Annotated in this window: 25 protein-coding genes; 12 read left to right on the top strand and 13 right to left on the bottom strand. The window is 70.6% G+C overall.

Features of this window, described 5'->3' with window-relative positions; all coding sequences use genetic code 11:
* Nucleotides 1-89: 89 nt before the first annotated feature.
* Entirely contained in the window at nt 90-854 is a 765-nt protein-coding gene (locus tag ACWD02_RS37740) for an AzlC family ABC transporter permease (protein WP_451219784.1), read from the top strand.
* Nucleotides 851-1,165 carry an AzlD domain-containing protein gene (locus ACWD02_RS37735; RefSeq protein ID WP_451219782.1) on the top strand — a complete coding sequence of 105 codons (315 nt, stop codon included), beginning with the start codon at nt 851-853 and terminating at the stop codon, nt 1,163-1,165. The genes ACWD02_RS37740 and ACWD02_RS37735 overlap by 4 nt, the downstream gene beginning before the upstream one ends.
* On the opposite strand, the gene ACWD02_RS37730 is transcribed toward ACWD02_RS37735, so the two are convergent.
* The gene (locus tag ACWD02_RS37730) at nt 1,131-3,011 is read right to left on the bottom strand and encodes an AMP-dependent synthetase/ligase (protein ID WP_451219779.1); all 1,881 of its coding nucleotides are present in this window, start codon (nt 3,009-3,011) and stop codon (nt 1,131-1,133) included. The genes ACWD02_RS37735 and ACWD02_RS37730 overlap by 35 nt on opposite strands.
* A 241-nt stretch (nt 3,012-3,252) precedes the next feature.
* Between ACWD02_RS37730 and ACWD02_RS37725 the strand changes: the two genes are divergently transcribed.
* From ACWD02_RS37725 to ACWD02_RS37715, 3 genes are all read left to right on the top strand, one after another.
* Entirely contained in the window at nt 3,253-3,624 is a 372-nt protein-coding gene (locus ACWD02_RS37725; RefSeq protein WP_451219776.1) for a hypothetical protein, read from the top strand.
* Nucleotides 3,625-3,667: 43 nt separating this feature from the next.
* Nucleotides 3,668-4,684, top strand: coding sequence for an AraC family transcriptional regulator (locus ACWD02_RS37720; RefSeq protein WP_451219773.1), 1,017 nt, complete (start codon nt 3,668-3,670; stop codon nt 4,682-4,684).
* A gap of 87 nt (nt 4,685-4,771) precedes the next feature.
* Nucleotides 4,772-5,959 carry a lipase family protein gene (locus tag ACWD02_RS37715; protein ID WP_451219770.1) on the top strand — a complete coding sequence of 396 codons (1,188 nt, stop codon included), beginning with the start codon at nt 4,772-4,774 and terminating at the stop codon, nt 5,957-5,959.
* Between the two features lie 59 nt (nt 5,960-6,018).
* Here the strand turns inward: ACWD02_RS37715 and ACWD02_RS37710 are convergent, their stop codons facing one another.
* The 5 genes from ACWD02_RS37710 to ACWD02_RS37690 all read right to left on the bottom strand — a co-directional run bounded on the left by ACWD02_RS37710 (nt 6,019) and on the right by ACWD02_RS37690 (nt 12,810).
* Nucleotides 6,019-6,909, bottom strand: coding sequence for an AraC family transcriptional regulator (locus ACWD02_RS37710; RefSeq protein ID WP_451220019.1), 891 nt, complete (start codon nt 6,907-6,909; stop codon nt 6,019-6,021).
* 142 nt (nt 6,910-7,051) lie between these two features.
* Nucleotides 7,052-7,729: a maleylpyruvate isomerase N-terminal domain-containing protein gene (locus tag ACWD02_RS37705; protein WP_451219767.1), complete on the bottom strand. Its 678-nt coding sequence runs from the start codon at nt 7,727-7,729 to the stop codon at nt 7,052-7,054.
* A gap of 49 nt (nt 7,730-7,778) precedes the next feature.
* Nucleotides 7,779-9,425, bottom strand: a complete 1,647-nt coding sequence (locus ACWD02_RS37700; protein WP_451219764.1) for an alpha/beta hydrolase — start codon at nt 9,423-9,425, stop codon at nt 7,779-7,781.
* A gap of 94 nt (nt 9,426-9,519) precedes the next feature.
* Complete coding sequence (locus ACWD02_RS37695; protein WP_451219761.1) at nt 9,520-11,418, bottom strand: AMP-dependent synthetase/ligase; 1,899 nt, start codon at nt 11,416-11,418, stop codon at nt 9,520-9,522.
* Nucleotides 11,419-11,532: 114 nt separating this feature from the next.
* Entirely contained in the window at nt 11,533-12,810 is a 1,278-nt protein-coding gene (locus tag ACWD02_RS37690) for an acetyl-CoA C-acetyltransferase (protein ID WP_451219758.1), read from the bottom strand.
* Between the two features lie 72 nt (nt 12,811-12,882).
* On the opposite strand from ACWD02_RS37690, the gene ACWD02_RS37685 reads away from it, so the two are divergent.
* The gene (locus ACWD02_RS37685) at nt 12,883-14,196 is read left to right on the top strand and encodes a 3-oxoacyl-ACP reductase (protein ID WP_451219756.1); all 1,314 of its coding nucleotides are present in this window, start codon (nt 12,883-12,885) and stop codon (nt 14,194-14,196) included.
* A gap of 226 nt (nt 14,197-14,422) precedes the next feature.
* Complete coding sequence (locus tag ACWD02_RS37680; protein ID WP_451219753.1) at nt 14,423-15,238, top strand: MaoC/PaaZ C-terminal domain-containing protein; 816 nt, start codon at nt 14,423-14,425, stop codon at nt 15,236-15,238.
* A gap of 49 nt (nt 15,239-15,287) precedes the next feature.
* Here ACWD02_RS37680 and ACWD02_RS37675 read toward each other — a convergent pair whose 3' ends face one another.
* Nucleotides 15,288-15,959 (bottom strand): TetR/AcrR family transcriptional regulator, encoded by a 672-nt coding sequence (locus ACWD02_RS37675; protein WP_451220016.1) that lies wholly within the window; start codon nt 15,957-15,959, stop codon nt 15,288-15,290.
* Nucleotides 15,960-16,237: 278 nt separating this feature from the next.
* Between ACWD02_RS37675 and ACWD02_RS37670 the strand changes: the two genes are divergently transcribed.
* The 4 genes from ACWD02_RS37670 to ACWD02_RS37655 all read left to right on the top strand — a co-directional run bounded on the left by ACWD02_RS37670 (nt 16,238) and on the right by ACWD02_RS37655 (nt 19,622).
* Nucleotides 16,238-16,783, top strand: a complete 546-nt coding sequence (locus tag ACWD02_RS37670; protein WP_451219750.1) for a hypothetical protein — start codon at nt 16,238-16,240, stop codon at nt 16,781-16,783.
* Nucleotides 16,784-16,884: 101 nt separating this feature from the next.
* The gene (locus ACWD02_RS37665; protein ID WP_451219747.1) at nt 16,885-17,727 is read left to right on the top strand and encodes a DUF4097 family beta strand repeat-containing protein; all 843 of its coding nucleotides are present in this window, start codon (nt 16,885-16,887) and stop codon (nt 17,725-17,727) included.
* Between the two features lie 96 nt (nt 17,728-17,823).
* Nucleotides 17,824-18,834: an ATP-binding cassette domain-containing protein gene (locus tag ACWD02_RS37660; protein WP_451219744.1), complete on the top strand. Its 1,011-nt coding sequence runs from the start codon at nt 17,824-17,826 to the stop codon at nt 18,832-18,834.
* On the top strand, nt 18,831-19,622 hold the full coding sequence (locus ACWD02_RS37655; protein ID WP_451219742.1) for an ABC transporter permease: 792 nt from the start codon (nt 18,831-18,833) through the stop codon (nt 19,620-19,622). Before ACWD02_RS37660 ends, ACWD02_RS37655 begins: the two co-directional genes overlap by 4 nt.
* A gap of 79 nt (nt 19,623-19,701) precedes the next feature.
* On the opposite strand, the gene ACWD02_RS37650 is transcribed toward ACWD02_RS37655, so the two are convergent.
* The 5 genes from ACWD02_RS37650 to ACWD02_RS37630 form a co-directional block, all read right to left on the bottom strand.
* A complete protein-coding gene (locus ACWD02_RS37650; RefSeq protein WP_451219739.1) occupies nt 19,702-21,066 on the bottom strand; it encodes a dicarboxylate/amino acid:cation symporter in 1,365 nt (454 codons plus the stop codon).
* Between the two features lie 422 nt (nt 21,067-21,488).
* Entirely contained in the window at nt 21,489-21,779 is a 291-nt protein-coding gene (locus ACWD02_RS37645) for a DUF4229 domain-containing protein (protein ID WP_451219736.1), read from the bottom strand.
* A 126-nt stretch (nt 21,780-21,905) separates the two neighbouring features.
* Complete coding sequence (locus tag ACWD02_RS37640; protein WP_451219734.1) at nt 21,906-22,430, bottom strand: N-acetyltransferase family protein; 525 nt, start codon at nt 22,428-22,430, stop codon at nt 21,906-21,908.
* Between the two features lie 111 nt (nt 22,431-22,541).
* Nucleotides 22,542-23,705, bottom strand: a complete 1,164-nt coding sequence (gene mqnE / locus ACWD02_RS37635; RefSeq protein WP_451219731.1) for an aminofutalosine synthase MqnE — start codon at nt 23,703-23,705, stop codon at nt 22,542-22,544.
* Nucleotides 23,706-23,805: 100 nt separating this feature from the next.
* Entirely contained in the window at nt 23,806-24,264 is a 459-nt protein-coding gene (locus tag ACWD02_RS37630; RefSeq protein WP_399397877.1) for an Lrp/AsnC family transcriptional regulator, read from the bottom strand.
* 164 nt (nt 24,265-24,428) lie between these two features.
* Here ACWD02_RS37630 and ACWD02_RS37625 point away from each other — a divergent pair, with 164 nt between their 5' ends.
* The gene (locus ACWD02_RS37625) at nt 24,429-24,569 is read left to right on the top strand and encodes a hypothetical protein (protein ID WP_451219728.1); all 141 of its coding nucleotides are present in this window, start codon (nt 24,429-24,431) and stop codon (nt 24,567-24,569) included.
* Here the strand turns inward: ACWD02_RS37625 and ACWD02_RS37620 are convergent.
* Nucleotides 24,566-25,246 carry a UbiX family flavin prenyltransferase gene (locus ACWD02_RS37620; protein WP_451219725.1) on the bottom strand — a complete coding sequence of 227 codons (681 nt, stop codon included), beginning with the start codon at nt 25,244-25,246 and terminating at the stop codon, nt 24,566-24,568. The genes ACWD02_RS37625 and ACWD02_RS37620 overlap by 4 nt on opposite strands.
* Between the last annotated feature and the right edge of the window lie 7 nt (nt 25,247-25,253).

Here is a 25,253-nt window from a genome sequence, read left to right as displayed (position 1 = left end):
TCTGGGCCTCAGAATCTGCACCTCGTTCGCTGTAGCGGACCGATTGTTCGCCTTGACGAACGCGGCCCACCGTGCCCATCCTACGACGTATGCGTTCGCCACACCGAACAGACGATCCACTTGACCGAACGAACGACGGTTTCGTACGCCTCTCCCACCTCCCCCGCGGCGTCGTGCGCGACATCGCCCTCGTCTGGCTGGCCGACGCCGTCGTCGGCGTCTCGTTCGGCGCGATCGCCGTCGCGGGCGGCCTGCCGGTCTGGGTGCCGGTCCTGATGTCACTGCTCGTGTACGCGGGCTCCGCGCAGTTCAGCGCGGTCGGCATCCTCGCGGCGGGCGGCGGCCCGGTGGCCGCCGCCGCGACCGGCCTGCTGCTCAACTCCCGCACGGCGGCGTTCAGCCTGGCCGTCGCCGACAGCCTGGGGCGGTCCTGGGCCGCGCGGTTCCTCGGCGCACACCTGATCACCGACGAGACGGCGGCCTTCGTCCTGGCACAGCCCGACCAGAAGCGACGCAAGGCGGCCTTCTGGATATCCGGGCTCGGCCTGTTCGCCGTGTGGAACGTCAGTGTCCTCGGGGGCGCACTCGCCGGAGCCGCACTGGGTGACACCACCCGCTTTGGACTCGACGCCGCGTTCCCCGCGGTGCTGCTCGCCCTGGTGCTGCCCGCGCTGCGCGGCGACAGCATGACGCGGCGGGCGGCGGCCGCCGGTGCGGTGATCGCGGTGGCCGCCGCTCCATGGCTGCCCGCCGGGGTGCCGGTGCTCCTCGCCCTCCTTGGCCTCCTCGCGGCGCGGCGCGGACCGGGGCGCCCCGCACGTCCTTCCCGCCCCTCCGAGCGGAGCGCCTCATGAACGCCTACCTCGCCTGCGTCCTCGTCCTCGCCGCCGGCACGTACGCCTTCCGCCTCGCGGGCCCCCTGCTGCACGGGCGGGTCGAACTGCCGGCTCGCGTACAGGAGTTGCTGGCCGTCGGTGCGACGGTCCTGCTCGTCGCGCTGCTCGCCACCGGTGCGCTCACCGAGGGGCACGGCTTCGCCGGGTGGGCGCGGCCCATCGGCGTACTGGCGGGCGGCGTGCTCGCCTGGCGCAAGGCTCCCTTCGCCGTGGTCGTGATCGGCGCGGCGGCGACTACGGCGCTGCTGCGGCTGGCGGGGGGTTCATAGCCGCAGGCTCCGACGGGGGTTTCATAGCCGCCGCAGGCTCGGGCGGCGCCTCGGACGGCCTTGCCCCGCCCCTCCCGTAGAGCTCCTCCACCACCCCCGCGTACCGCTCCGTCACCGCGTGCCTGCGTACCTTCAGGCTTGGCGTGAGCAGGCCCGCTTCCACCGTGAAGTCCTCGTCCAGCAGGGCGAAATCGCGGATGCGGGCCGGGCGGGAGACCGTCGCGTTGGCCGCGTCCACCACCTTCTGGACGAGGGCGCGGACGTTCGGGTCCCGGGAAGGAGGACCGGTCAGCTCCACACCTTCGCGGGCCGCCCAGCCGCCGATCTCCTCCGCGTCCAGCGTGATCAGGGCCACCGGGTAGGGGCGCTTGTCCCCCACCATCACCGCGCGCGAGACGAAACGCGATTGCTGTACGGCCAGTTCGCTGAGGGACGGGGTGAGGTTCTTGCCGCCGGAGGTGATGATCAGGTCCTTCTTGCGGCCGGTGATGCTGAGGTAGCCGTCGGCGTCCAGGGCGCCCAGGTCGCCGGTGCGCAGCCAGCCTTCGTCGTCCACGGCGTCGCGCGTGGCCGCCGGGTTCCCGTGGTAGCCGGGGAAGACCATCTCGCCCCGGGCAAGGACCTCTCCGTCGTCGGCGATACGGACCTCGCAGCCCTCGACGGGGCGTCCCACCGTGCCGTACCGGACCGCGCCGGGATGGTTCAGGCTGATGACACCGGCCGACTCCGTCATGCCGTACCCCTCGTAGACCGCGATCCCGCAGGCCCGCAGGAAGTCGACGACGTGCGGTGCGATGGGCGCGCCGCCGGTCAGCGCCCACCGCACGCGCCCTCCGAGCGCCTGCCGGACCAGCCCGTAGAGGGCCTTGTCGGCTTCCTCGTACGCGTCCCGGAGATCGGGCGGCAGGACGCCGTCCGCCGCGAGGACCCCGATCCGTATCGCCTCCTCGAACCGCTCGCGGCCCCCGTCCTGGGACTCCGCGAGGGACAGCACCACCGAGTACAGCTTCTCGAACAGGCGTGGCACGGACGGCAGATGCGTGGGCTTGGCCTCCGCGAGCTCGGCGACGACGTTCTCGATCCTCCCGCCGAAGAAGCAGAGTTCGCCGCCCTGGATGAGGGTCGTGAACTCGATGAGCTGGGCGAGGAGATGGGCGAGCGGGAGGTAGAGGTACGTCGAGTCGCCGGGACCCGCCTCGATCAGGGGGAGGGTGGCGGACTGTACGGCGCCGAGATTGCCGTGGGTGAGGAGGCAGCCCTTGGGCAGGCCGGTGGTACCGGAGGTGTAGATGATGGTGGCGAGGTCGGCGGGGGCTCGTTCTCTGGCGCGTTCCAGTAGTGCCTCGTGCGCCTCTTCCGGGGCGCGGCTTCTCTCCGTCCTCCCGCTTCCCTCCTCTCCCTCCTCTCCCTGCTCTCCCTCCGTCATCAGCAGCACATGCCGCACACCCGGCAGCCCCGGCCGCAGGCGCTCGATCTTCGTCGCCTGCGCGGCGTTCTCACAGATCACCACCGAGGCGTCGGAGTCCTTGACGACCCATTCGACCTCGTCGTCACCCGCCGTCGGGTAGACGGGAACGACCACCGCGCCCGCCGCGAGAACGGCGAAGTGGGCGTACGTCCACTCGGGGCGGGTCTCGGCGAGGATCGCCACGCGGTCGTCCGGACGCACCCCGATGGCCATGAGTCGCGTGCCGACGTTCCTTACGTGGGCGCGTAGTTGGTCGTACGAGATCTCCTCCCACGTCCCGCCACCGGACTTGAAGCGGAGGGCCGGGAGCTTGCCATGGCGGTCGGCCGCCCACTCGGTGAGGACGGCCAGGGTCTCGGGACGCTCCGTCGGCTGCATGCGTACGACGCTAGGGACAGTGCGGGCCGTCGGGGGATGACGGGAAGCGTCAGCGGAGTTGGCCGCGGAGCTCAGACCGCCACGCGCGGATACCCTCTGAAGATCCTCAAAACGCTTGTTGCCCCAGCGGCTCCGGCATCATCATCCTTACCAAGCCTGACGCCAAACCGCCCCTGACCAGGGCAGTGTCGACCGGCGTCGGCCATCGCGCCGCGATGAACAAGAAGGGGGAACATGGCCCATGGAGACCACTTTCAAGGCCTCGTTCATGCTGGCCGTCGCCGTGGAGATCGTCCTGATCACCGTCCTGGTCTTCCAGGTCTGGCGCAAGGAGCGGCACGGCAGCACGGCACCGCTGGTGTTGACCGGCGATGACGCGCTGGCCGGTGCCGCGCTGTTCGGGGGCGCGATGACGCTCACCGCGCTGCTCTCCGACGGCTGGAGCGGGATGTCGACCACCGACACCCTGCTGTACGCGGTGACGTTCGGCATCGTCACCGCCGGATTCGCGACCTACCTGCGCCGAGCGGACAAGAGGCGGCCCGAGTACGGACGCATCGCCTTCCTGCTGCCCGTCGGCTTCGGGGTGCTCGGGGGTCTGGCCGGCGTCTGACCCCCGGAGTTCGAGGAGGCCCGGTACGGGGGAAGGAACCCCCATGCCCAGCCGGACCATCACCGTCCCCCACGTCCGCGCCATGCTGCACGGCGCCGAGCGCCACGGAATCGACACCGTCCCGCTGCTCCGCACCGCCCAGATCCCCCCGCTGCTCCTCGGCGACGACCGGGCCCGCATCACCGAGGTCCAGTTCGCCCGCCTCTTCCGGGAGCTGTACCGCGCCACGGGCGACGAGTTCCTCGGCCTCGGCGCAGCGGCCAGCAGACCCGGCACCTTCGCGATGATGTGCCACGCCTCGCTCGGCTGCCGCGACCTGGGCGCCGCGATGGAGCGGGGCGTCACCTTCTACGGGCTGTTCCCCGGCGGCCCCGATCTCACGCTGGAGCGCCGCGAGACGGGCAGCGCCGTCTTCGCCGTGCGCAACGACCTCGAACGGGACTACTTCCTCGCCGAGTGCCTCGTCATCATCTGGCACCGCCTGTGCAGCTGGCTGATCGGACGCCGCATCCCGCTCCACTGGGCCGAGTTCGGGCACCCCCCTCCCCCGCACAAGGACGAGTACGGGCTCCTCTTCGGCTGCCCGGTCCGCTTCGGCGCGGCGCGCACGGGTGCCGGGTTCGACGAGCGCTGGCTGGCCGCGCCGCTGATCCGGGACGAGGCGGCGCTGCAGGGGATGCTGGACCGCGCGCCGTTCGACCTCCTCTCGCGGCGCGAGTACGGGACGACGGTCGCCGAACAGGTACGGCGCGCCCTGGCCCGGGCACTGCGCACCTCGCCCCGGCTGCCGTCCCTGGGCGAGATCGCCGCCCGCCTCGCGGTGAGCCCCGCGACGCTGCGCCGCCGCCTGGCCGAGGAGTCCACCTCGTACCAGCAGTTGAAGGACGCCGTCCGGCGTGACGCGGCGATCGCCGGGCTTGCCGAGGGCACGGAGCCCATCGCCGAGCTGGCCGCGCGGCTCGGCTTCTCCGAGGACACGGCCTTCCATCGCGCGTTCCGGCGGTGGACGGGGACGACGCCGGGGGCCTACCGCTATGAGAACCGGGGTCAACAAAGCTGAGCGCTCCCGCCAGCGCCGGACTTACCCACCAGTCACTACGGTCGTCGCCTGCACACCCCAGCCATTGAGGACTGTTGGGAGAGCCGCATGCACGTTCGTACCAGCGCCAGAAGCAGCGCAAGAGCCCTGGCCGTGGTGGCCGCGCTCGGTCTCTCGGTCGTCACCCCGGCGACCGCGCAGGCCGTCCCGACCGCGCCGACCGCACCGACCGACACCACCGCCCCGGGAGACGTCGTCAGCTCCGCGCCGAGCAGCTTCCACCCGCTGCCGGGGCAGCCGACCCACACCAAGGCCTGGAAGATCAACTACCGCTCGACGACGGCGAAGGGCCAGCCGAACACCGTCTCCGGCACGGTCATCGTGCCGCAGGACGGCAGGAAGGGGCCCCGCCCCCTCATCACGTACGCCGTCGGGACGATCGGCATGGGCGACCACTGCGCGCCGAGCGCGGGATTCCCCCGCGGGACGACCCTTGAGGCCAACCTCATCCAGCAACTCACGCTGCGCGGCTGGGCGGTCGCCGTCACGGACTACGAGGGTCTCGGCACCCCCGGCGACCACACCTACACGGTCGGCAGGGCCGAGGGGCACGCCATGCTCGACGCCGCCCGCGCCGCGATCCGGCTGCCGGAGGCGGGGCTCGGCGAGGACACCCCGGTGGGCGTCATGGGCTACTCACAGGGCGGGCAGGCGGCGAGCTGGGCGGCCGAACTGCACGGGTCGTACGCCCCCGACCTGAAGGTCAAGGGCACGGCGGCCGGTGGCATCCCGGGCGACCTGATGAAGGTGGCGGACTTCAACGACGGTTCGTACGGCTCGGGCCTGGTCTTCATGGCAGCGATCGGCCAGGACGCGGCCTTCCCCGAGCTGAACCTGGCGTCGTACCTCAACCCGGCGGGCAAGAAGCTGATCGGCACGCTGCGGAACAGCTGCGTGGCGGACGGTGCGGTGCTCGGCGCCTTCAAGAAGATCGACGACATGACGGTGAAGAACCCGCTCGACCAGCCGGACTGGCAGCAGCGCCTTCGCGAGTCGACGGTCGGCACGCGGGCTCCGGCCGCGCCGGTGTACCAGTACCACGTGATCACCGACGAGTTGATCCCGTACGGCGTCGGCAAGCAGGTGCGCAAGGACTGGTGTGCCAGGGGCGCGAACGTGGAGTGGCACACCGTCCTGCTGGGCGAGCACGTCTCCGGGGTGATCACGCAGTCGCCGCTGGCGGCCAACTGGCTGGCGGACCGCTTCGCGGGGAAGCCGGCGCGGGGGAACTGCTGACCGCCCCAAGGGGATGACGGCGCGCGGTGGCTTCGGGAAGCCACCGCGCGCCACTGCGCTCACCTGGCCGTCCGCTCCACCGGAATCCACAGCTCCGCGTCCGCGTGCGTGCCGTCGTCCGAGAGGCGGGTCCGCAGGATCTCGGGGCCCGGCCTGCTCTGGTACGAGTTGGACGGGAACCACTGGGTGAACACGTCCCGCCACATGTACTGGAGCGTCTGCGGGAACGGCCCCGCGCTCTCGAAGACGGCCCAGGACCCGGCGGGGACGGTGAGGGCGTCCATGTCGTCGGGCACCGCGCTGTCCGTGCTCCGCACCACGCCGTGCCAGTAGTCGAGTTCGGTCCCCTCGGCGCGGCTCTCGTCCAGCTTGTCGCTGACCGAGACGACGCCCTCCGGCCCCTGATCCGGATTCTCCGGCTTCTCCGCCAGGCTCTCGATGCGTTGCAGCGTCTCCCGGCCGAGGCCCCGGATGAACGCGGCGATGTCCGGGTTCACGCCCTCGTGCACGAGCGGGACGCGCGCCTTCCTGCCGACGACTCGGAACGCGTCCTTCTCGATGACCTTGTACCGCATGCTGCTGCTCCCTTCGACGATGAGGCGGAAGGACATCCGTGGCTGGGACCGCAGCGTCGCGCCGCCCCGTCTGGCCTCACCGGGCCCGACCCCGTGCATCCCGCGGAACGCCCGCGCGAACGCCTCGCCCGACGAGTAGCCGTAGCGCACGGCCACCTCCAGGAGCGTCCGCTCCCCGTCGAGCACCTCGGCCCCCGCGACGGTCAGCCGTCGGCGCCGGATGTACTCCGACAGCGGCATCCCCGCCAGCGCGGAGAACAGGCGCCGGAAGTGGTACTCCGACGTCACGGCCGTCCGCGCCAGGTCGGCCACGTCGATCCGCCCGTCGAGGTGGGCCTCGATGTGCTCCATGGCCTGGTTCAACCGCTCCAGCACCCCGGACTCCTTCCCTTTCACACCCTCACGCTAGGAAGAACCACCCCGCCGGACCCGACATCCTGTGCCCGGTCCGGTCCGGTCCGGTCGGGTCGGGTCGGGTCCGGTCGGGTCGGGTCCGGTCCGGTCGGGCACGGCACCCTCAAGCCGAATCCGGTGCCTCGCCGCGAGGCGCTCCGTACCAACGCCAGGACGTGAGCCGGGGGCGGCCCGGCAGTTCGCCGCGCCCCGTCGCCCAGAGCAGCGTCGGCCACGGCTCCTCGTCCGTCGGAGCGTCCGGGAACAGGCGGTGGAGCACTCGGGCGCACACGTCGGCCGGCGGGGCCCACTTCAGGCCCAGGCCCTCGGCCAGGTCGTACGTGTGGACCAGGGTCTCCACCACCCCCATCGCCGCGAAGCCCTCCGGGTCGGAGATCCCGAAGCCGTGGTACGAGCGGGTCGTCGGCGGAGCCGTACGCGCCATGGCGATCAGCAGGGCGCCGCTCGACTCCAGGACCTGGAGCAGCCCTGCCGGGCCCGCGGCCCGGTCCGCGTGGATGGCGTTGGAGGGGCCGCCGGGCCTGCGGGGCTCCCAGACGAAGGGGACCTCGCCCTCCATGGGCGGCTGCCTCGGGCCGAGCTGCGCCGCGTACGCGAAGAGATCGTCGGCGAGGTGCTCCACCGTCTCCCAGCAGTCCCATTCCAGGGTTCCCGCCTTGCCGTCCCAGGCGGTGGGGGGCGCGTCGCGGAGGGTGGTGAGGGCGAGCTGGACCGCCTGGTCGAGGTCGTCCGGGGTTATGGGACCGGGGGTGGGGGGATCTTGTTCGGCTTGTCGGCGCATGCGGGAACGGTAACCGCGGGCCGGCGGTTCGCCCACTGCCTTCCTGGGCCTAGTCCCCCTCCTCCACCCCGCACGAGCTGCCGGTCCTCGGCATCTCGCCGTACAGCAGGAATCCGTCCACCTTCTCGCGCACGCACTTCGAACCGGCGTACCCCGTGTGTCCGTCGCCCTTGTTGTCCAGGACCACCGCCGAGGAGCCGAGGCGCTTCGCGGTCTCCTCGGTCCAGCGGTACGGCGTGGCCGGGTCGCCCCGGGTGCCGACGAGGAGGAAGTCGGGGCTCTTGACGTCGCGTACGTCGTCGCGGATGTAGTCCGTTCCCGCGGGGCGGCCGAAGCAGAACAGGACCGGCATCAGCATCGACTGACCGAAGATCGCGGAGGTCGACTCGAACTCCGCCTGGAGCTTGCCCACCTCCTTTTCGAGGCTGTCCGCGTTCGGGCGGTCCGGGTCGTCCGCGCAGTTCACCGCCATGAGCGCGGCGGCCATGTTGTCGGCGGGTATGTCGTGCGGGGCCTTGACCTGCTGCTCCAGGGACCCGCTCATCCGCAGCAGCGCCCTGGGGTCTCCGTCCGCGAGCAACGCGCCGAGCGCCTGCGAGAGCGCTGGCCACGACTGCCTGCTGTAGAGCGCCTGGCCGAGTACGTCCACGACGTCCTGGCCGGTGAACTCCGCGCCGTCCGAGGACTGGAGCGGATACGTGTCGAGCCCCTTGATCAGCTCGACCATGTTGCCGCGTGCCGCACGCGAGTCGGTCCCAAGGACACAACCCGGGTTGTCGGTGCACCAGTTGACGAAGTTGTCGAGGGCCGTCTGGCGCCCCTCCGCGCTCACCAGGGCCTGCTCGGCGACGTCCTCGGTCAGCGTGTCCACGCCGTCGAGGACCATCCGCCCGACGTTCTTCGGGAACTGGGCGGTATATACGGCGCCGAGCCGCGTCCCGTACGAGAAGCCCAGGTAGTTGAGCTTCTTGTCGCCGAGCACCTGCCGCATGACGTCCATGTCACGGGAGACGTTGACGGTCCCGACGTACGGGAGGACGGGCCCGGAGTTCTTCTTGCACTCCTCGGCCATCTTGCGCATCTCGTCGAGTACGGCACCGGGGTCGTCGGAGTCCTGTTGCATCTCCGGCTCCGCCGCTTCGGCGTCCCCGCAGCTGACGGGTGAACTCTCGCCCACACCGCGGGGGTCGAAGGAGACCACGTCGTATCCCTTGCCGAGATACTCGAACTCCTTCTGCGAGTTGAGGAGCCCGGAGACCCCGGCACCGCCGGGTCCCCCGAAGTTCAGGAGGAGGGAGCCGCGGGGCTCGCCGCTGGACTTGACGCGGATCATGGCGACCTTGACCGTGCCGCGCCCCGGCTTCGCGTAGTCGAGGGGGACAGTGATCTTGCCGCACCGGACGTTCTTGTCCTTGGCCACCGGGGTGGCGTCGGGGTCGGCCATGAGGCCCGCCCCGCCGTCCTCGCAGGCGCCCCATTTGATCTTCTGCGTGTAGAAGCGGGAGAGGTTGGGCGAGGGCTCGGACGAGGCCTCGGACAGTGGACGCCCGGCACTCGATCCCGCGCCTGTGCCCGTGCCGGTACCCGTACTCGAACCCGGGCCTGAGCCCGCGCCCGCGCCCGCGCCCGGCAGCCAGGCCCCTGTCCCCACGACGGCCAGCGCTGTCACGCCGGCGAGTGCCACGGCTCCACGCACGGCAACCTCCCTGGGTCTGCCCCTCGATCACCCTAAGCGCGGGGCAGCGGCCCCGCCCGTCCAGGTGACAGCGAGTGACGACCACTACCGTGCGTCACCGACCGGGTCCGTAGAGCCCCTCGATCTCCCGCGCGAAGTCCCGCTCGATGGCGTCCCGCTTCAGCTTCAGGGACGGGGTCAGATGGCCGCTCTCCTCGGTGAAGTCCACCGGCAGCACGGCGAACCGCCGGATCGACTCGGCGCGCGACACGAGTTTGTTGGCCTCGTCGACGGCCCGCTGCAGGGTCTCGCGCAGATCGGGGTCGTCCACGAGGCCGGGGCCCGTGTGCGCCTTCTTCTTCATGCGGCACCAGTGCGCGATGCCGTCCGCCTCCAGCGTGAGCAGGGCGGTGATGTAGGGCCTGTCGTCGCCGACGACCATGCACTGGCCGATCAGGGGGTGGGCGCGCAGCCAGTCCTCGAGCGGGGCCGGGGTGACGTTCTTGCCGCCGGTGGTGATGAGGATGTCCTTCTTGCGCCCCGTGATGGAGAGGTATCCGTCGGCGTCCAGGGCACCGATGTCCCCCGTCGCGAACCACTCGCCCCGCTCGGGCACCGCACGCCCCGCCTGCCCGTCCCAGTACCCGCCGAAGACCTGCCTCCCGGCGAGCAGCACCTCACCGTCGTCCGCGATCCGCACACGCGTACCCGGCAGCGGCCATCCCACCGTGCCGAGCCTCGGCTTCAGCGGGGGCGTCACGGTGGCCGCGGCGGTGGTCTCGGTCAGCCCGTAGCCCTCGAAGATCTCGATGCCGGCGCCCGCGTAGAACGCGGCGAGGCGGCGCCCCAGCGGTGAGCCGCCGCAGATCGCGTACCGCACCTTGCCGCCGAGCGCCGCGCGGATACGCCGGTAGACCAGCGGGTCGTACAGCGCGCGGGCCAGCCGCAGTCCGAAGGACGGCTCGGGGCCCGTGCCGTGCCGCTGCGCCTCGACCGCCTCGCCGTGGCGGACGGCGATGCGGGCCGCGCGGTCGAAGGATGAGGCGCGGCCCATCTTCTCCGCGGTGGCGCGCCCGGTGTTGAAGACCTTCTCCAGGACGTACGGAATGGCGAGCAGGAAGGTGGGCCGGAACCCGCTGAGATCCTCCAGCAGATCCTCGGTCCGGATGCTGGGCGCGTGCCCGAGCCGGACCCGGGCGCGCAGACAGCCGATGGCGACCATGCGTCCGAAGACGTGGGAGAGCGGCAGGAAGAGCAGCGTGGACGCGGGCTCCTTGCTGACGGACTTGAAGACGGGGTGGAGCAGTTCGATGGCGTTGTCGACCTCGGCGAAGAAGTTGCCGTGGGTCAGGACACAGCCCTTGGGCCGCCCGGTGGTTCCGGAGGTGTAGATGAGCGTGGCGACGGAGTCGGGCCTCAACTCCTCCCGCCTGGCGCCCACTTCCTCGTCGGAGATCCCCGCCTGCCGGCCCAGCTCGGCGAGCCGCCGTACGTCCCCTTTCTCGAAGGACCACAGGTGTTCCAGATCGGGCATCCGGTCACGCTCGGGCCCGAGCGAGGCGGCGAGCGCGGAGGTCTCCACGGCGAGGGCGACGGCGCCGGAGTCCTGGAGTATCCACCGCGTCTGATAGGCGGACGAGGTCGGATAGACGGGGACGGTGACCAGCCCTGCCGCCCAGCCCGCGAAGTCGAGCAGCGTCCACTCGTACGTCGTCCGCGCCATGATGGCGAGCCGGTCCCCCGGCGCAAGCCCTTCCGCGATCAGCCCCTTGGCCACGGCGAGGACTTCCGCGGCGAACTCCGCGGCGGACACGTCCCGCCACCGTCCGTCGTCACCTTTGCGGGAGAGCACGGCTTCGGCGGGCGCCTCACGGGCGTTGTCGAAGGGGATGTCGGCAAGGGACCCACTGCGGGCGACCGCGGCAAACGGCGGCACGGAGACTTCACGCACGACGCCGTCGAGGTGTCGCAGGTGGGGTACGACGAGGGCGGGCTGGGGAGCGACGGGGGGCATGGGGGCGACTCCTTGTCGGGGCGGGGCGTGTTCCGGGGCCGGGGGGCGGCTTGTTCCGGAGGGGCGGGGGCATGCCCCGGAGGGGGGTTGCGGGGTGCCGATGGCGGGCTCGCTTCAGTCGCGCTCCAGGATCGCCGTCACCCCCTGCCCGCCCGCCGCGCAGATCGAGATCAGCCCGCGCCCAGGAGTGCCCCGCTCGGCGAGCAGCTTCGCCAGGGTGGCGACGATCCGCGCACCCGTGGCGGCGAAGGGATGCCCCGTGGCAAGGGAGGAGCCGGCGACGTTGAGCCGGTCCCGGTCCACGACGCCGAGGCCCCGCTTCTCCCACGCGGCCAGTGTGGCGAGCACCTGCGAGGCGAACGCCTCGTGGATCTCGACGAAGTCGAAGTCCGCGAGCCCGAGCCCCGCCCGCTCCAGCATCCGGGGCACGGCATACGCGGGCGCCATCAGGAGCCCGTCCTCACCCCCGGCGACATCACCCCCGACGAAGTCGACCGCAGCGGTCTCGTACGCGGTGAGGTAGGCCTGCGGTTCGAGTCCGCGCGCCCCGGCCCACTCCTCGCTCGCGAGCAGCGTGACGGCGGCGCCATCGGTCAAGGGCGTCGAGTTCCCCGCGGTCATCGTCGGGTCGGCGCCCGAGAGCCCGAACACGGGCTTCAGTTTCGCCAGCTTCTCGACGCTCGACCCTGGCCGCAGATTCTGGTCCCGCTCAAGACCCCTGAACGGCACGACGAGCCCGTCGAGGAGCCCCGTGTCGTACGCGGCGGCAAGCCGCTGATGGCTGGTGGCGGCCAGTTCGTCCTGCGCCTCACGCGTGACGCCCCACGCCTGAGCGGTGACGGCCGCGTGCTCACCCATCGAAAGCCCGGTGCGGGGCTCCGCGTTGCGCGGGATGTCGGGCACGAGATGCGAGGGCCGCACGCGGGCGAGGGCCTTGACCCGCTCCCCTGTCGTCCTGGCCCGGCGCGCGGACAGGAGGATCTTCCGCAGGGAGTCGTTGACGCCGAGCGGGGCGTCGCTTGCGGTGTCCGCGCCGCCCGCCACGGCGGACTCCGTCTGCCCCAGCATGATCTTGTTGGCGGCGGCGATGACGGCTTGCAGGCCGGTGCCGCAGGCCTGCTGGATGTCGTACGCGGGTGTGGTCGGCGCGAGCCGCGAGCCGAGAACGGTCTCGCGGGCGAGGTTGAAGTCGCGGCTGTGCTTGAGCACGGCGCCGGCGACGAACTCCCCCACGGCGCCGTCCCCCTCGAGCCCGTGGCGCTCGACGAGCCCGTCGACGGCGGCGGTCAGCATCTCCTGATTGGACGCGGTCGCGTACGGGCCGTCGGAGCGCGCGAAGGGGATGCGGCTGCCGCCGATGACCGCCACGCGGCGGGTGGTGGGCAGTTTCATGTCTCGACCAGCTCCTGACCCTTGAGTAACCTTACTCTGAAGTAAATTTACGACCGAGCTGGGAGTTGGACAATGGCCGACCGCTATCTGAACTTCACTGGCACCGCACCCGGCCGCTTCCTCACCCGAAGGCTCGGCCTGCCCCAGCCGTCGGCGTTGCGCCGCTGGACGCCGGAACGCCCGCATCTGGAGGGCGATTTGCTGCTCCTGACGGCGGGCGAGTCCACCCACACGGCGGAGTTGCCACCGATCCTTGAGCGCACGAAACTACACATCTCCCCCGATTCCTCCCGCCTGACGGCGATCGTGGTGGACGCGACGGGCATTCACGACACCTCCGGTCTCGCCCTCGTGCACGCGGCGCTGCATCCCGTGGTGCGTTCGGTGGCGGAGAACGGCCGCGTGGTGGTGCTCGGCGCCCCCGTCTCGGCGTCGGACCACCACCAGGCGGCGGCACAACAGGCGTTGGAGGGCTTCGTACGCTCCCTCGGCAAGGAGCTGGGCAAGGGCCGCACGGCGACGCTGGTCCGCATGCGCTCGGCGGCCGCCGCGGAGTCGACGCTGCGTTTCCTGCTCTCACCGAGGTCGTCGTACGTGAGCGGCCAGGTGATCGAGGTGGGGGAGGCGGAGCAGACCCCGTGCGACTGGACCCGCCCGCTGTCCGGCCGCACGGCGCTCGTCACCGGGGCGGCGCGGGGGATCGGCGAGGCGGTGGCGGAGGTGCTCGCGCGGGACGGCGCGCGAGTGGTCGTACTCGATGTTCCCTCCGCGCAGGCGGACTTGGTACGGGTCGCGGACCGGCTCGGCGGCACGGCGCTGCCGCTGGACATCACGGCGGACGACACCGGGGAGCGTATGGCCTCGGCGCTGGCCCCCGGCGGCCTGGACATCCTCGTGCACAACGCGGGGATCACGAGGGACCGCAAGCTGGCCAACATGCCGGCGGACCGGTGGAATCCGGTCCTGGACGTGAATCTGACGAGCGTGCTGCGCACGACGGACGCGTTGCTCAAGTCCGGGACGCTGAACCGGGGCGGGAGCGTCGTCGCCACGGCGTCGATCGCGGGGATCGCGGGGAACGTCGGCCAGACGAACTACGCCGCGAGCAAGGCGGGGGTCATCGGCCTGGTGCGGGCTCTGGCGCCGAAGGCTCTCGCGGAGTACGGGGTGACGGTGAACGCGGTGGCGCCCGGTTTCATCGAGACGAAGATGACGGCGGCGGTCCCCCTCCTCATCCGCGAGGCGGGCCGCAGGATGAATTCCCTCGGGCAGGGGGGCCTGCCGGTGGATGTCGCCGAGACCACGGCCTGGCTCGCCTCCCCGGCGTCCGCCGGCGTCAACGGGCAGGTGCTGCGGGTCTGCGGCCAGAGTCTGCTCGGGGCGTAGCCCTCGTATGGGCCGGGGGCCTCGCGGCCCCCGGCGCTCCCTGCCGGGACGGGCCTTCACGACCCGCCCGCCCGATCACCCCGCGTCCGCCCCCGGACGAACAATCCTTCCCGCCCACGCCTCCGATCACCCCGCAGCGCCATCGATCAGCCGTCGCCGGTCGCAGTCGGCAGCACGCCCGAGGGGACATGTGACGAACCAGCCCCGCCCCCCGAAAGGAACCTCAGTGCTCACCTCCAGGCTCACCCCCTTGCTCCTCCGCGGCGCGGCCCTCTCCCTCCTCAAGCGGCCCCGCCCCGACGCTTCCCTCCCCGGCGACCGGCCCACCCTCGGCGGCGTCCGCCCCCGCCAGGATCACCTCGACGCCTACGCCCGGGTCTGCGGCTACCGCGCCCCACAGCGCGCTCTCCCCCTCACCTATCCCCACGTCCTCAGCTTCCCCCTGGCCATGCGACTCATGACCACCCGCGCCTTCCCCCTCCCGCTGCTCGGGCTCGTCCACACGTCCATCGAGATCGACCAGCAGCGCGCCCTGACCACCGCGGACACCCTCGAACTCTCCGTGCACGCAGCCCGGTTGACGCCGCATCACCGCGGCACCGAAGCCACCCTCGTCACCGAGGCCCGCGTCGACGGCACCACCGTATGGACGTCGAGGAGCACCTACCTGGCCCGCCACCGCACCGACACCGGCGCCCCCGCCAAGGCCCCCCTCGAAAGCGCCCCGCTCCCCGCCCGCGCCGAGTGGCCCCTCGCCCGCGACCTCGGCCGCCGCTACGGCGCCGTCTCAGGCGACCGCAACCCCATCCACCTGTACCCCTTCACCGCACGCCTGCTCGGCTTCCCCCGGGCCATCGCCCACGGCATGTGGACCGCGGCCCGCTGCCTCGCGGAGCACGAGTCGCGGCAAACGGCACACGTACGCGTCGACTTCAAGGCTCCCGTACTGCTTCCCGGCACCGTCACCTACGCCGCCGACGGCCCCCACTTCGAGCTCCGCGGCCACACCGGAAAGATCCACCTCAGTGGAACCGTCCACTAGGGAACCCGGCTGAGACACCCGGCTGGGGCACCCGGCCGGGTGCACTCGGCTAGGGAACCCACCGCCGCCCCTCCATCAGCTCCCCGAGCCCCGCCCACGCGAAGTTCATCAACGTCGCCGCGGCTTCCTTCGCGGACACCGACGCGTCCCCGTTCGCCCAGCCGGCGAGCGACTCCGCCGCCCCCACCAGCGCCTGGGCGAGGCCCGCGACCTCACGCTCCGCCAGCTCCGGCTTGCGGTGCGCCTCCCGTGCCGCCTCCGCGATCAGTGACGTCACGAACGCCACGATCTCCTCGCGCATCACGGTGACCTCGGCAGCGAACGGCTCGCCCTGCGTGCGCGCCTGGTGATGCAGGACCACCCACGCGTCGGGCCGCTCCGCGGTGTGCGTGAAGAAGGCCCGCAGCCCGGACCACAGCTGCCGGTCGGCAGGTCCGCCCCCGCTCACCCCGCCCCGCACCGCCGCGACCAACGCCGCGGCCTCCCGGCGAATGCACGCGGTGAACAGCTCTTCCTTGGAGTTCAGATACAGGTACACCAGCGGCTTCGAGACCCCCGCCACCTCCGCGATCTCGTCCATGGAAGCCGCCCGGTACCCCCGCTGCCCGAAGATCCGCACGGCCGCGTCCAGCATCTGCTGCTCCCGCACGGCCCTCGGCATCCGCTTCTGCCGCTTCCCCACCGCGCTGCCCGCACCCCCACCGGCCGCCCCGGCCTTCATGTCGCCCACCCCGGCGCCCACCTTCCACACAACCTGTGCACAGAAGGGCCAGCCTACGGTCAGCACTTGGCGGCACCACGTGGCACCACATGGCGCCATCAGGCGCCACCAGACCCCACACCCCCACCACTGCCTCCAAATTGGCGCCACAATGACCCATTCCTCTTTCTCACGTTTCCGCAGGTCAGGGGCGCGCACGTCAAGCAGCTCACACATTCGCGTCACTCGCGGCGCCATTGCAGTTGCGCGTGGCGCCATGATGGTGCCAAGATGACGTCATGGACCTCACCCCGTATGTCGACACCCTCCGCCGTGAACTCGCGGTGGCCGCCGAAGCCGGCGGGGAAGAAGCCCGCGAGCTGGCCGACCGCCTCACCGCTCCCCTGGAGTCGGCGACCCGGCTGACCATGCTGAACGTGCTCTCGGCCGCGATGGACGAGATCACCCGCGAGCTCGCCCCGGGCTCCGTCGACGTACGGCTGCGCGGACTCGACCCCGACTTCGTGGTGACGCTGCCGCCCACCGACAGCGACGCCGCCGAACCCACCCCGGCCACCTACGCACCCGCGTACGCCTCCGCCGAACCGGCCAAGTCGCAGGCCCACGCCCCCGCCGACGGCGACGACGGCGGCACCGCCCGCGTGAACCTGCGCCTGCCCGCCCACCTCAAGGTCCGCGCCGAGGAGGCAGCCGGCCGCGAGGGCCTCTCGGTCAACGCCTGGCTGATCCGCGCCGTCTCGGCCGCGGTCGACGGCGACGCCCGGCCGCGTACGGCACAGAAGTCCCGTTCGACCGGACAGAGCATCACGGGCTGGGTGCGCTAGCCACGCGCCCGCCCCGCCCCTCTCAGCACGTCACCCACACGGCACTCACACCACGTCCCACCAGCGGGGACGACCTGAAGACCCAAGAGGACGGGACAGCCATGCCTTCTTTCGACACTCCCGAACCGATCTCGGCCAACGCTCACGTGGGCGCAGGCTCCATCCAGTTCACCGCGGGCGACCGCTCCGACACCGTCGTCGAGGTCAGGCCGCAGGACCCGAAGCGGGACAAGGACGTACGGGCCGCCGAGCAGACCGAGGTGACATACGCGAGCGGCCTTCTGACCATCAAGACGAAGGAGCGCCGCGTCATCGGCCCTTCCGGCTCCGTCGACGTGACGGTCGGCCTGCCCACGGGCTCGCACGTCGAGGTGGGCGGCTCCGTGACCCAGGTGTACGGCGAGGGCCGGCTCGGCGAGGTCCGCGTGAAGGCCTCGGTCGGTGACGTCCGTCTCGACACGACCGGGCCGCTCAAGCTGACCGTCTCCCACGGCTCGATCACCGTCGAACGGGTCGAGGGCTCCGCCGAGATCGCCACCAGCTCCGGCAGCATGCGCGTCGGGATCGTCGACGGCCCCGCCGTCCTCAAGAACTCGCACGGCAGCACGACCATCGGCGCCGCGACGGGCGACCTGCGGGTGAGCGGCGCCAACGGCGACATCGACATCGTGCGCGCCGAGAGCTCGGTCACCGCCACCAACGCGCACGGCATCCTCCGCGTCGGCGAAGCCGTCCGTGGCGAGGTCCAGCTGCAGACCAACTACGGCGCCATCGAGGTCGGCATCCGCGAGGGCACGGCCGCCTGGCTCGACGTCAGCTCCGACAACGGGCGGGTGCGCAACACGCTCACCGCGTCGCAGAGCCCGGAGGAGTCCGAGGACACCGTCAAGATCCGCGCCCGCACCAAGCACGGCAACATCGACATCCGCCGCGCCCGCGCCTGACCGCAGCGCACCCCCTGCAGCGCGCGCACCCTCGCGGACACACCCCGACCACCACACCACCACACCACCACCCCAGCCTTCGATCGGGAGGGCCCCATGCCTTCATCTGTCATGTCCACGTCCAGCCAGAGCAACGGCAATCCGCCCCCGGCCGCCATCTCCGCCGCCGGTCTGCGCAAGTCCTACGGCGACAAGACCGTGCTCGACGGCATCGACCTCCGCATCCCCGCCGGATCGGTGTTCGCGCTGCTCGGCCCGAACGGCGCCGGCAAGACCACCGCCGTGAAGATCCTCTCCACCCTCATCAGGGCTGACGGCGGACAGGCCCAGGTCGCGGGCCACGACATCGCCACGTCACCGGACGGGGTCCGCGCCGCGATCGGTGTCACCGGGCAGTTCTCCGCGGTCGACGGGCTGATCACCGGCGAGGAGAACATGCTCCTCATGGCCGACCTGCACCACCTCTCCAAAAGCGAGGGACGCAAGGTCGCCGCCGAACTCCTGGCACGCTTCGACCTCACCGAGGCCGCCCAGAAGCCCGCCTCCACCTACTCCGGCGGCATGAAACGCCGCCTGGACATCGCCATGACCCTGGTCGGCAACCCGCGGATCATCTTCCTCGACGAACCCACCACCGGCCTCGACCCGCGCTCCCGCCACAACATGTGGGCCATCATCCGCCAACTCGTCACCGGCGGCGTGACCGTCTTCCTCACCACCCAATACCTCGAAGAAGCCGACGAACTCGCCGACCGCATCGCCGTCCTGAACGACGGCAAGATCGCCGCCGAAGGCACCGCCGAACAACTCAAACGGCTCATCCCCGGCGGCCACGTACGCCTGCGCTTCACCGACCCCGACGCCTACCGGCACGCGAGCGCCACGCTCACCGAAGCGACCCGCGACGACGAGGCACTCACCCTCCAGCTCCCCAGCGACGGCACTCAGCGCGAACTGCGCTCCATCCTCGACTGGCTGGACTCCGCGGGCATCGAGGCCGACGAACTGACCGTCCACACCCCCGACCTCGACGACGTCTTCTTCGCCCTCACCGGCCCCACCCATGTCCCCAGCCAGGCCAACGAGCCCAAGGAGAACGTCCGATGAGCTCCCTCTCCCTCGCCGTCCGAGACTCCTCCACCATGCTGCGCCGCAACCTCCTGCACGCCCGGCGCTACCCCTCCCTCACCCTGAACCTGCTGCTCACGCCGATCATGCTGCTCCTGCTCTTCGTCTACCTCTTCGGCGACGTGATGAGCGCGGGCATCGGAGGCGGCGGCGCCGACCGCTCCCAGTACATCGCCTACATCGTCCCCGGCATCCTGCTCATGACCATCGGCGGCACCGTCGTCGGCACCGCCGTCTCCGTCTCCACCGACATGAGCGAAGGCATCATCGCCCGCTTCCGCACCATGGCGATCCAGCGCAGCTCCGTCCTCATCGGACACGTCATCGGCAGCGTCCTGCAAGCGGTGGCCGCCGTCGTCCTGGTCGGTGCCGTCGGTGTGGCCATCGGCTTCCGTTCCACGGACGCCAACGCCCTGGAATGGCTGGCCGCCTTCGGGCTCCTGGTCCTCTTTGCCCTGGCCCTGACCTGGGTCGCCGTCGGCATGGGACTGGTCAGCCCCAACGCGGAGGCCGCCAGCAACAACGCACTCCCGATGATCCTGCTGCCGCTCTTCTCCAGTGCGTTCGTGCCCGTGGACTCCATGCCGGGCTGGTTCCAGCCGATCGCCGAGTACCAGCCCTTCACCCCGGCCATCGAGACCCTGCGCGGCCTCCTGCTCGGCAGCGAGATCGGCCACAACGGCTGGCTCACCCTCGCCTGGAGCCTGGGACTGTCCGCCCTCGGCTACTACTGGTCCAAGGCGGTCTTCAACCGCGACCCGAAGTAGGCGAGCCTCCCCGAACCGAACGTGCCCCCGCACCCAGCCACTGGGTACGGGGGCACGTTCGCGCGAGCCGAGGGGGACGTCAGGCGGCGACAGGCACCGCTCGCGGCTCGTCGGCGGTGGTCCCGTCGAACTCGTCGAGCGGCGAGGCCGACGCGTTCTCGTAGGCCTCACGGTCGAGGATCTTCTCGCGGGCGGCGACGATCACCGGGACGGCCGCTTGGCCCGCGACGTTCGTGGCCGTGCGCATCATGTCCAGGACCGGGTCGATGGCGAGCAGCAGACCCACGCCCTCCATCGGCAGGCCCAGCGTCGACAGGGTCAGGGTCAGCATGACCGTGGCGCCCGTCAGACCGGCGGTGGCGGCGGAGCCGACGACCGAGACGAAGGCGATGAGCAGGTACTCCTTGATGCCCATCTGCACGTCGAAGATCTGCGCGACGAAGATCGCGGCGATCGCCGGGTAGATCGCGGCGCAGCCGTCCATCTTGGTGGTGGCGCCGAACGGCACCGCGAAGGACGTGTACTCCTTCGGCACACCGAGCCGCTCGGTGACCTTCTGGGTGACCGGCATCGTGCCGACCGAGGAGCGCGAGACGAAGGCCAGCTGGATCGCGGGCCAGGCGCCCTTGAAGAACTGCAGCGGGTTGACCTTGGCGACCGTGGAGAGCAGCAGCGGGTAGACGCCGAACATCACCAGGGCGCAGCCGATGTAGATGTCGGCGGTGAACGTCGCGTACTTGCTGATCAGGTCCCAGCCGTAGTCGGCGATGGCGAAGCCGATGAGGCCGATGGTGCCGATCGGCGAGAGCTTGATGACCCACCACAGGGCCTTCTGCAGGAGGGCGAGGACGGACTCGCTCAGGTCCAGGATCGGCTGGGCCTTGTCACCGATCTTCAGTACGGCGATACCGGCGACGGCCGCCATGAAGACGATCTGCAGGACGTTGAGCTCGGTGAACGGCGTGATGACGTCGGTCGGGATGATTCCGGTGAGGAAGTCGATCCAGGAGCCCGAGGTCTCCGGCTTGGCGCCGTCCTTCGGGGTCAGGCCGGTGCCGGCGCCCGGGTTCGTGATGAGCCCGATCGCGAGGCCGATGACGACCGCGATCAGCGACGTGATCATGAACCAGACCAGCGTCTGCGAGGCGAGCCGCGCCGCGTTGTTGACCTTGCGCAGGTTGGTGATCGACACCAGGATCGCGAAGAAGACGAGCGGGGCGACCGCCAGCTTCAGGAGGCCGATGAAGGTGCTTCCGACCTTGTCCAGGGTGGTGACGAGCCAGGACACGTCCTGGCTGCGGGCCAGCCAGCCGAGCAGGACACCGAGGACCAGGCCGCCGAGGATCTGGGCCCAGAACGGCAGCTTGAGGAATCTGGGTATCCGGGAGCCTGACTTCGGCTGCTCGGCCTCGGCGGCCGGGGATACGGGGGAGTTCGCGGACACGGACACACTCCGGGTAATGGCGGGGGACGTGAGGGAGCGGCGACCGCGAGGGGTCAGACGGAACGGCCTTGAGGGCGCCGCTGCAGTGCAGATGTCACTTGGTGCTTGTCGTCGCGCTGTGCGATGAGGCTCAGCGAGAACTCAGAGACGGCGACGACAGGCCGCGGACATGCAGCGGCAGAGATCGACATGCAGGCGCGCCACGAGCGGAACGCTCATGGCGATGCGGTGCGCGGCTGCTGTCTTCATGTCGAACACGTTAACACTTGAACTTTGAGAACATCAAAGGTCTTGTTTGAGGTAGACGAGGCCAATCACAGGCCGGGGGTCTCCGGGACGCAGGAAAATCGCCCCCGTGACGCAGGAAACCCCGGCCCGGAGCGTTGGCTCCAGTACCGGGGTCGAGGTCTTTGTGACGAAACTTACGACTTCGCGCGGGCGGCGTCGTCGGCGAGGTCCTCCTGGGTGCGGTTCGCCTCCAGGTTGGCCTTGGTGCGCTCGACGCGCTCGACGACCTGGATCGAGGCCCTGTCACGCTCCCCCCGCAGCACGACGAAGCTGATGGGCGCGGAGATGACGAGGGCGAGCAGCAGCACCCAGAGGAGGTTGGAGTCGCCGAGCCCCTTGGGCAGGACGCCGGCATAGACAAGTCCCCAGACCGCGAAAAAGCAGCCCACGAAGACCCCGAGGCGCATCAGCGTGTAGCGGAGCATGTCAATCCACTCTTCCGTTCCGAAATAGCCCGAGTAGGACGAGCCACTCCAGTGAAGCATGGGAGGGGTCACGCCCGGCAAGGGGGTGAGCCCTGCCCGCGCTCCCGGCCGGCTCTCAGCCGACTCTCAGCCGAGCGGGAGGAGCATCGTGATGTCGTCGCGGTCGTCACCGGGGGCGACGCGGATCGCGCCGGGCACCCGTCCGACCTCCTTGTATCCGCAGGACTCGTAGAACCGGTCGACTCCCGTGCCGCCCCGGCAGGTCAGCCGGATCGCCTCGATGCCGTCGATTCCGCGGGCCGCGTCGGCGGCGGCCGCCATGAGGTCGCGCCCGTATCCCTTGCCCTGGTGCTTGGGGTGCACCATCACCACGTACAGCCAGATCCAGTGCCTCATCAGGCGGTGTGTGTTGTACGCGAGGAAGGCGGTGGCGGCGACGGCGCCGTCCTCGTCGTACCCGACGAGGAGCCGGGTGTCTCCCTGGCTCAGCTGGGCCAGGCGCTTGAGCCACTCGGGCCGGATGTCGTCGACCGTCACGGGCGGCACGAATCCGACGGCTCCGTCGGCGTTGGACACGTCGGCCCAGAGGGCGAGGACGCCGTCACGGAGAGCGGGATCGATCTCCGGGTCGAGGCGGAAGGTAAGCGTCATTAGAGCAGGTTAACTATTACGTGCCCCGCTCCTCAATCGCGTTCCGCATCGCGGACAACGCGACGAGCCCCGGCCGAATCGGCCGGGGCTCGTCGTCCGTGCCGAAGCGCGTCAGACCCGCATCGCCTGCGGGGTCTCACGGAGCGACAGGTCGGGGCCGTCGTACTCACGGATCGACTCGTAGCGCGTGTTCCGCTCGACCGGGCGGAAGCCCGCCTCGCGGATGAGGTCGAGCAGGTCGTCGCGCGTCAGCTTGTTCGGCGTGCCGAAGTTGTCCGCGTCGTGCGTGATCTTGTACTCGACGACCGAGCCGTCCATGTCGTCCGCGCCGTGCTGCAGCGCGAGCTGCGTGGTCTGCAGGCCGTGCATGACCCAGAAGACCTTGACGTGCGGGACGTTGTCGAAGAGGAGACGCGAGACCGCGAAGGTCTTCAGTGCCTCGGCGCCCGACGCCATGGTCGTGCGCGCCTGGAGGCGGTTCCTGACCTTGCCGTCCTTCATGTCGACGAAGTCGTGCTGGTAGCGCAGCGGGATGAAGACCTGGAACCCGCCCGTCTCGTCCTGGAGTTCACGCAGGCGCAGCACGTGGTCGACCCGGTGCCGGGGCTCCTCGATGTGGCCGTACAGCATCGTGCACGGGGTCTTGAGACCCTTCTCGTGCGCGAGGCGGTGGATGCGCGACCAGTCCTCCCAGTGGGTGCGGTGGTCCACGATGTGCTGGCGGACCTCCCAGTCGAAGATCTCCGCGCCGCCGCCGGTCAGCGACTCCAGGCCCGCCTCGATCAGCTCGTCCAGGATGTCGGAGGCCGACATCCCCGAGATCGTCTCGAAGTGGTGGATCTCCGTGGCCGTGAACGCCTTCAGGGACACGTCCGGGAGCGCCTTCTTGAGCTCGCTCAGCGAACGCGGGTAGTAGCGCCACGGCAGGTTGGGGTGCAGGCCGTTGACGATGTGCAGCTCGGTGAGGTTCTCGCCCTCCATCGCCTTGGCGAGGCGGACGGCCTCCTCGATGCGCATCGTGTACGCGTCCTTCTCGCCCGGCTTGCGCTGGAACGAGCAGTACGCGCACGAGGCGGTGCACACGTTCGTCATGTTGAGGTGACGGTTGACGTTGAAGTGCACGACGTCGCCGTTCTTGCGCGTGCGCACCTCGTGGGCGAGACCGCCGAGCCAGGCCAGGTCGTCCGACTCGTAGAGCGCGATGCCGTCCTCGCGGGACAGCCGCTCGCCGTCCCGGACCTTCTGCTCCAGATCGCGCTTGAGACCTGCGTCCATGCCCTCGCCCTTACCTCTCCCTACGACCCACCACAAACTCCGCCAACCGTACTCCCCCGCCCCTCGGGCGGGAGGTGCCCCCATATGTGGCGCTCCGCGCCTAGGACTCCTCCTCCGGCAGCTCCCCGACCCGGTTCTCCCACTTCGTGGAGAGCACGATCGTCGTACGCGTCCTGGAGACGCCCTTCGTGCCGCTCAGCCTGCGGATCGTCTTCTCCAGGCCGTCCACGTCCGTGGCCCGGATCTTGAGCATGTACGAGTCGTCGCCCGCGATGAACCAGCAGTCCTCGATCTCGTGCAGGTCCTTCAGGCGCCGCGCCACGTCCTCGTGGTCGGCGGCGTCCGAGAGGGAGATGCCGATGAGGGCGATGACGCCGAGGCCGAGCGAGGCGGAGTCGACGGTCGCGCGGTACCCGGTGATGACACCCGCCGCCTCGAGGCGGTTGATCCGGTCCGTGACGCTCGGGCCGGAGAGTCCGACGAGCCGGCCGAGTTCGGCGTACGACGCCCTGCCGTTCTCGCGCAAAGCCTGGATGAGCTGCCTGTCCACGGCGTCCATAGGTGCGATGCCTTTCATTATTCAGCGATACCGCGAGTCTATGTGTAGAATCTAAGGCGCAACAGGGTTGAACCCCTGTGAATCTTTTGGAATCTCCGCCGATCGGCGAGGATTCTTCAAACAACACTGCGCACACGACGCGTCGTGACCACCACACAGCAGGAGTGAGACACACCGTGTACTCGATCGAGATGGCCCACGCCCGGATGCGCGAGCTGCAGGACCTGGCCAACCGCTCGCGTGCCCACAAGCCCACCGCGCCCAAGGCCGGGCGCCGCACGAAGCGCGCCGCCGAGAAGCGCTAGTCCCCCGAAGGGGCCGAGCCTCCACCGAGCTCTCCCTTCCAGCGGCGGTACAGCTGGTGCGGCACCCCCGCCGCGTCGAGCGTCCGCCCGGCGACGAAGTCCACCAGATCCTGGATGTGCGTCGCCCCCGCGTAGAACGCCGGAGAGGCGGGCAGCACGATCGCGCCCGCCTCGTCCAGCGTCACCAAGTGCTTCAGCGTCTGTCCGTTCAGCGGCGTCTCGCGCACACAGACGACAAGTCGCCTGCCGTCCTTGAGCGTCACGCTCGCCGACCGCTGCAGCAGATCCTTCGAGAGCCCCAGCGCCACCCCGGCCACACACGCCGTGGACGCGGGCACGATCAGCATCCCCTTGGTCGCGTACGACCCCGACGAAGGCCCGGCGGCCAGGTCCCCGGCCGCCCAATAGCGCACGTCGTCCACCGGCACGTCGAACGTCGCCGGCTTGCCGTCGGCGCCCCGCCCGAGCCACTCCCGCAGGTCCTCCTGCCAGTGCGCGTCCCGGAAGGCGATGCCCGTCTCGTCGAGGATCGTCAGCCGCGAGGCCCGCGAGACCACCAGGTCGACGCTCTCCCCGGCCGCGAGCAGCGCCCGCAGCACTGCGGCGGCGTACGGGGTCCCCGAGGCCCCCGACACCCCCACGATCCAAGGCTTACGCTGCGTATCTCCTGGCTTCACACCGTGA

It is taken from the genome of Streptomyces sp. NPDC002853, assembly GCF_053591915.1.
The sequence above is the reverse complement of the archived record's forward strand: the minus strand, read 5'-3'. Positions and strand labels throughout refer to the sequence as shown.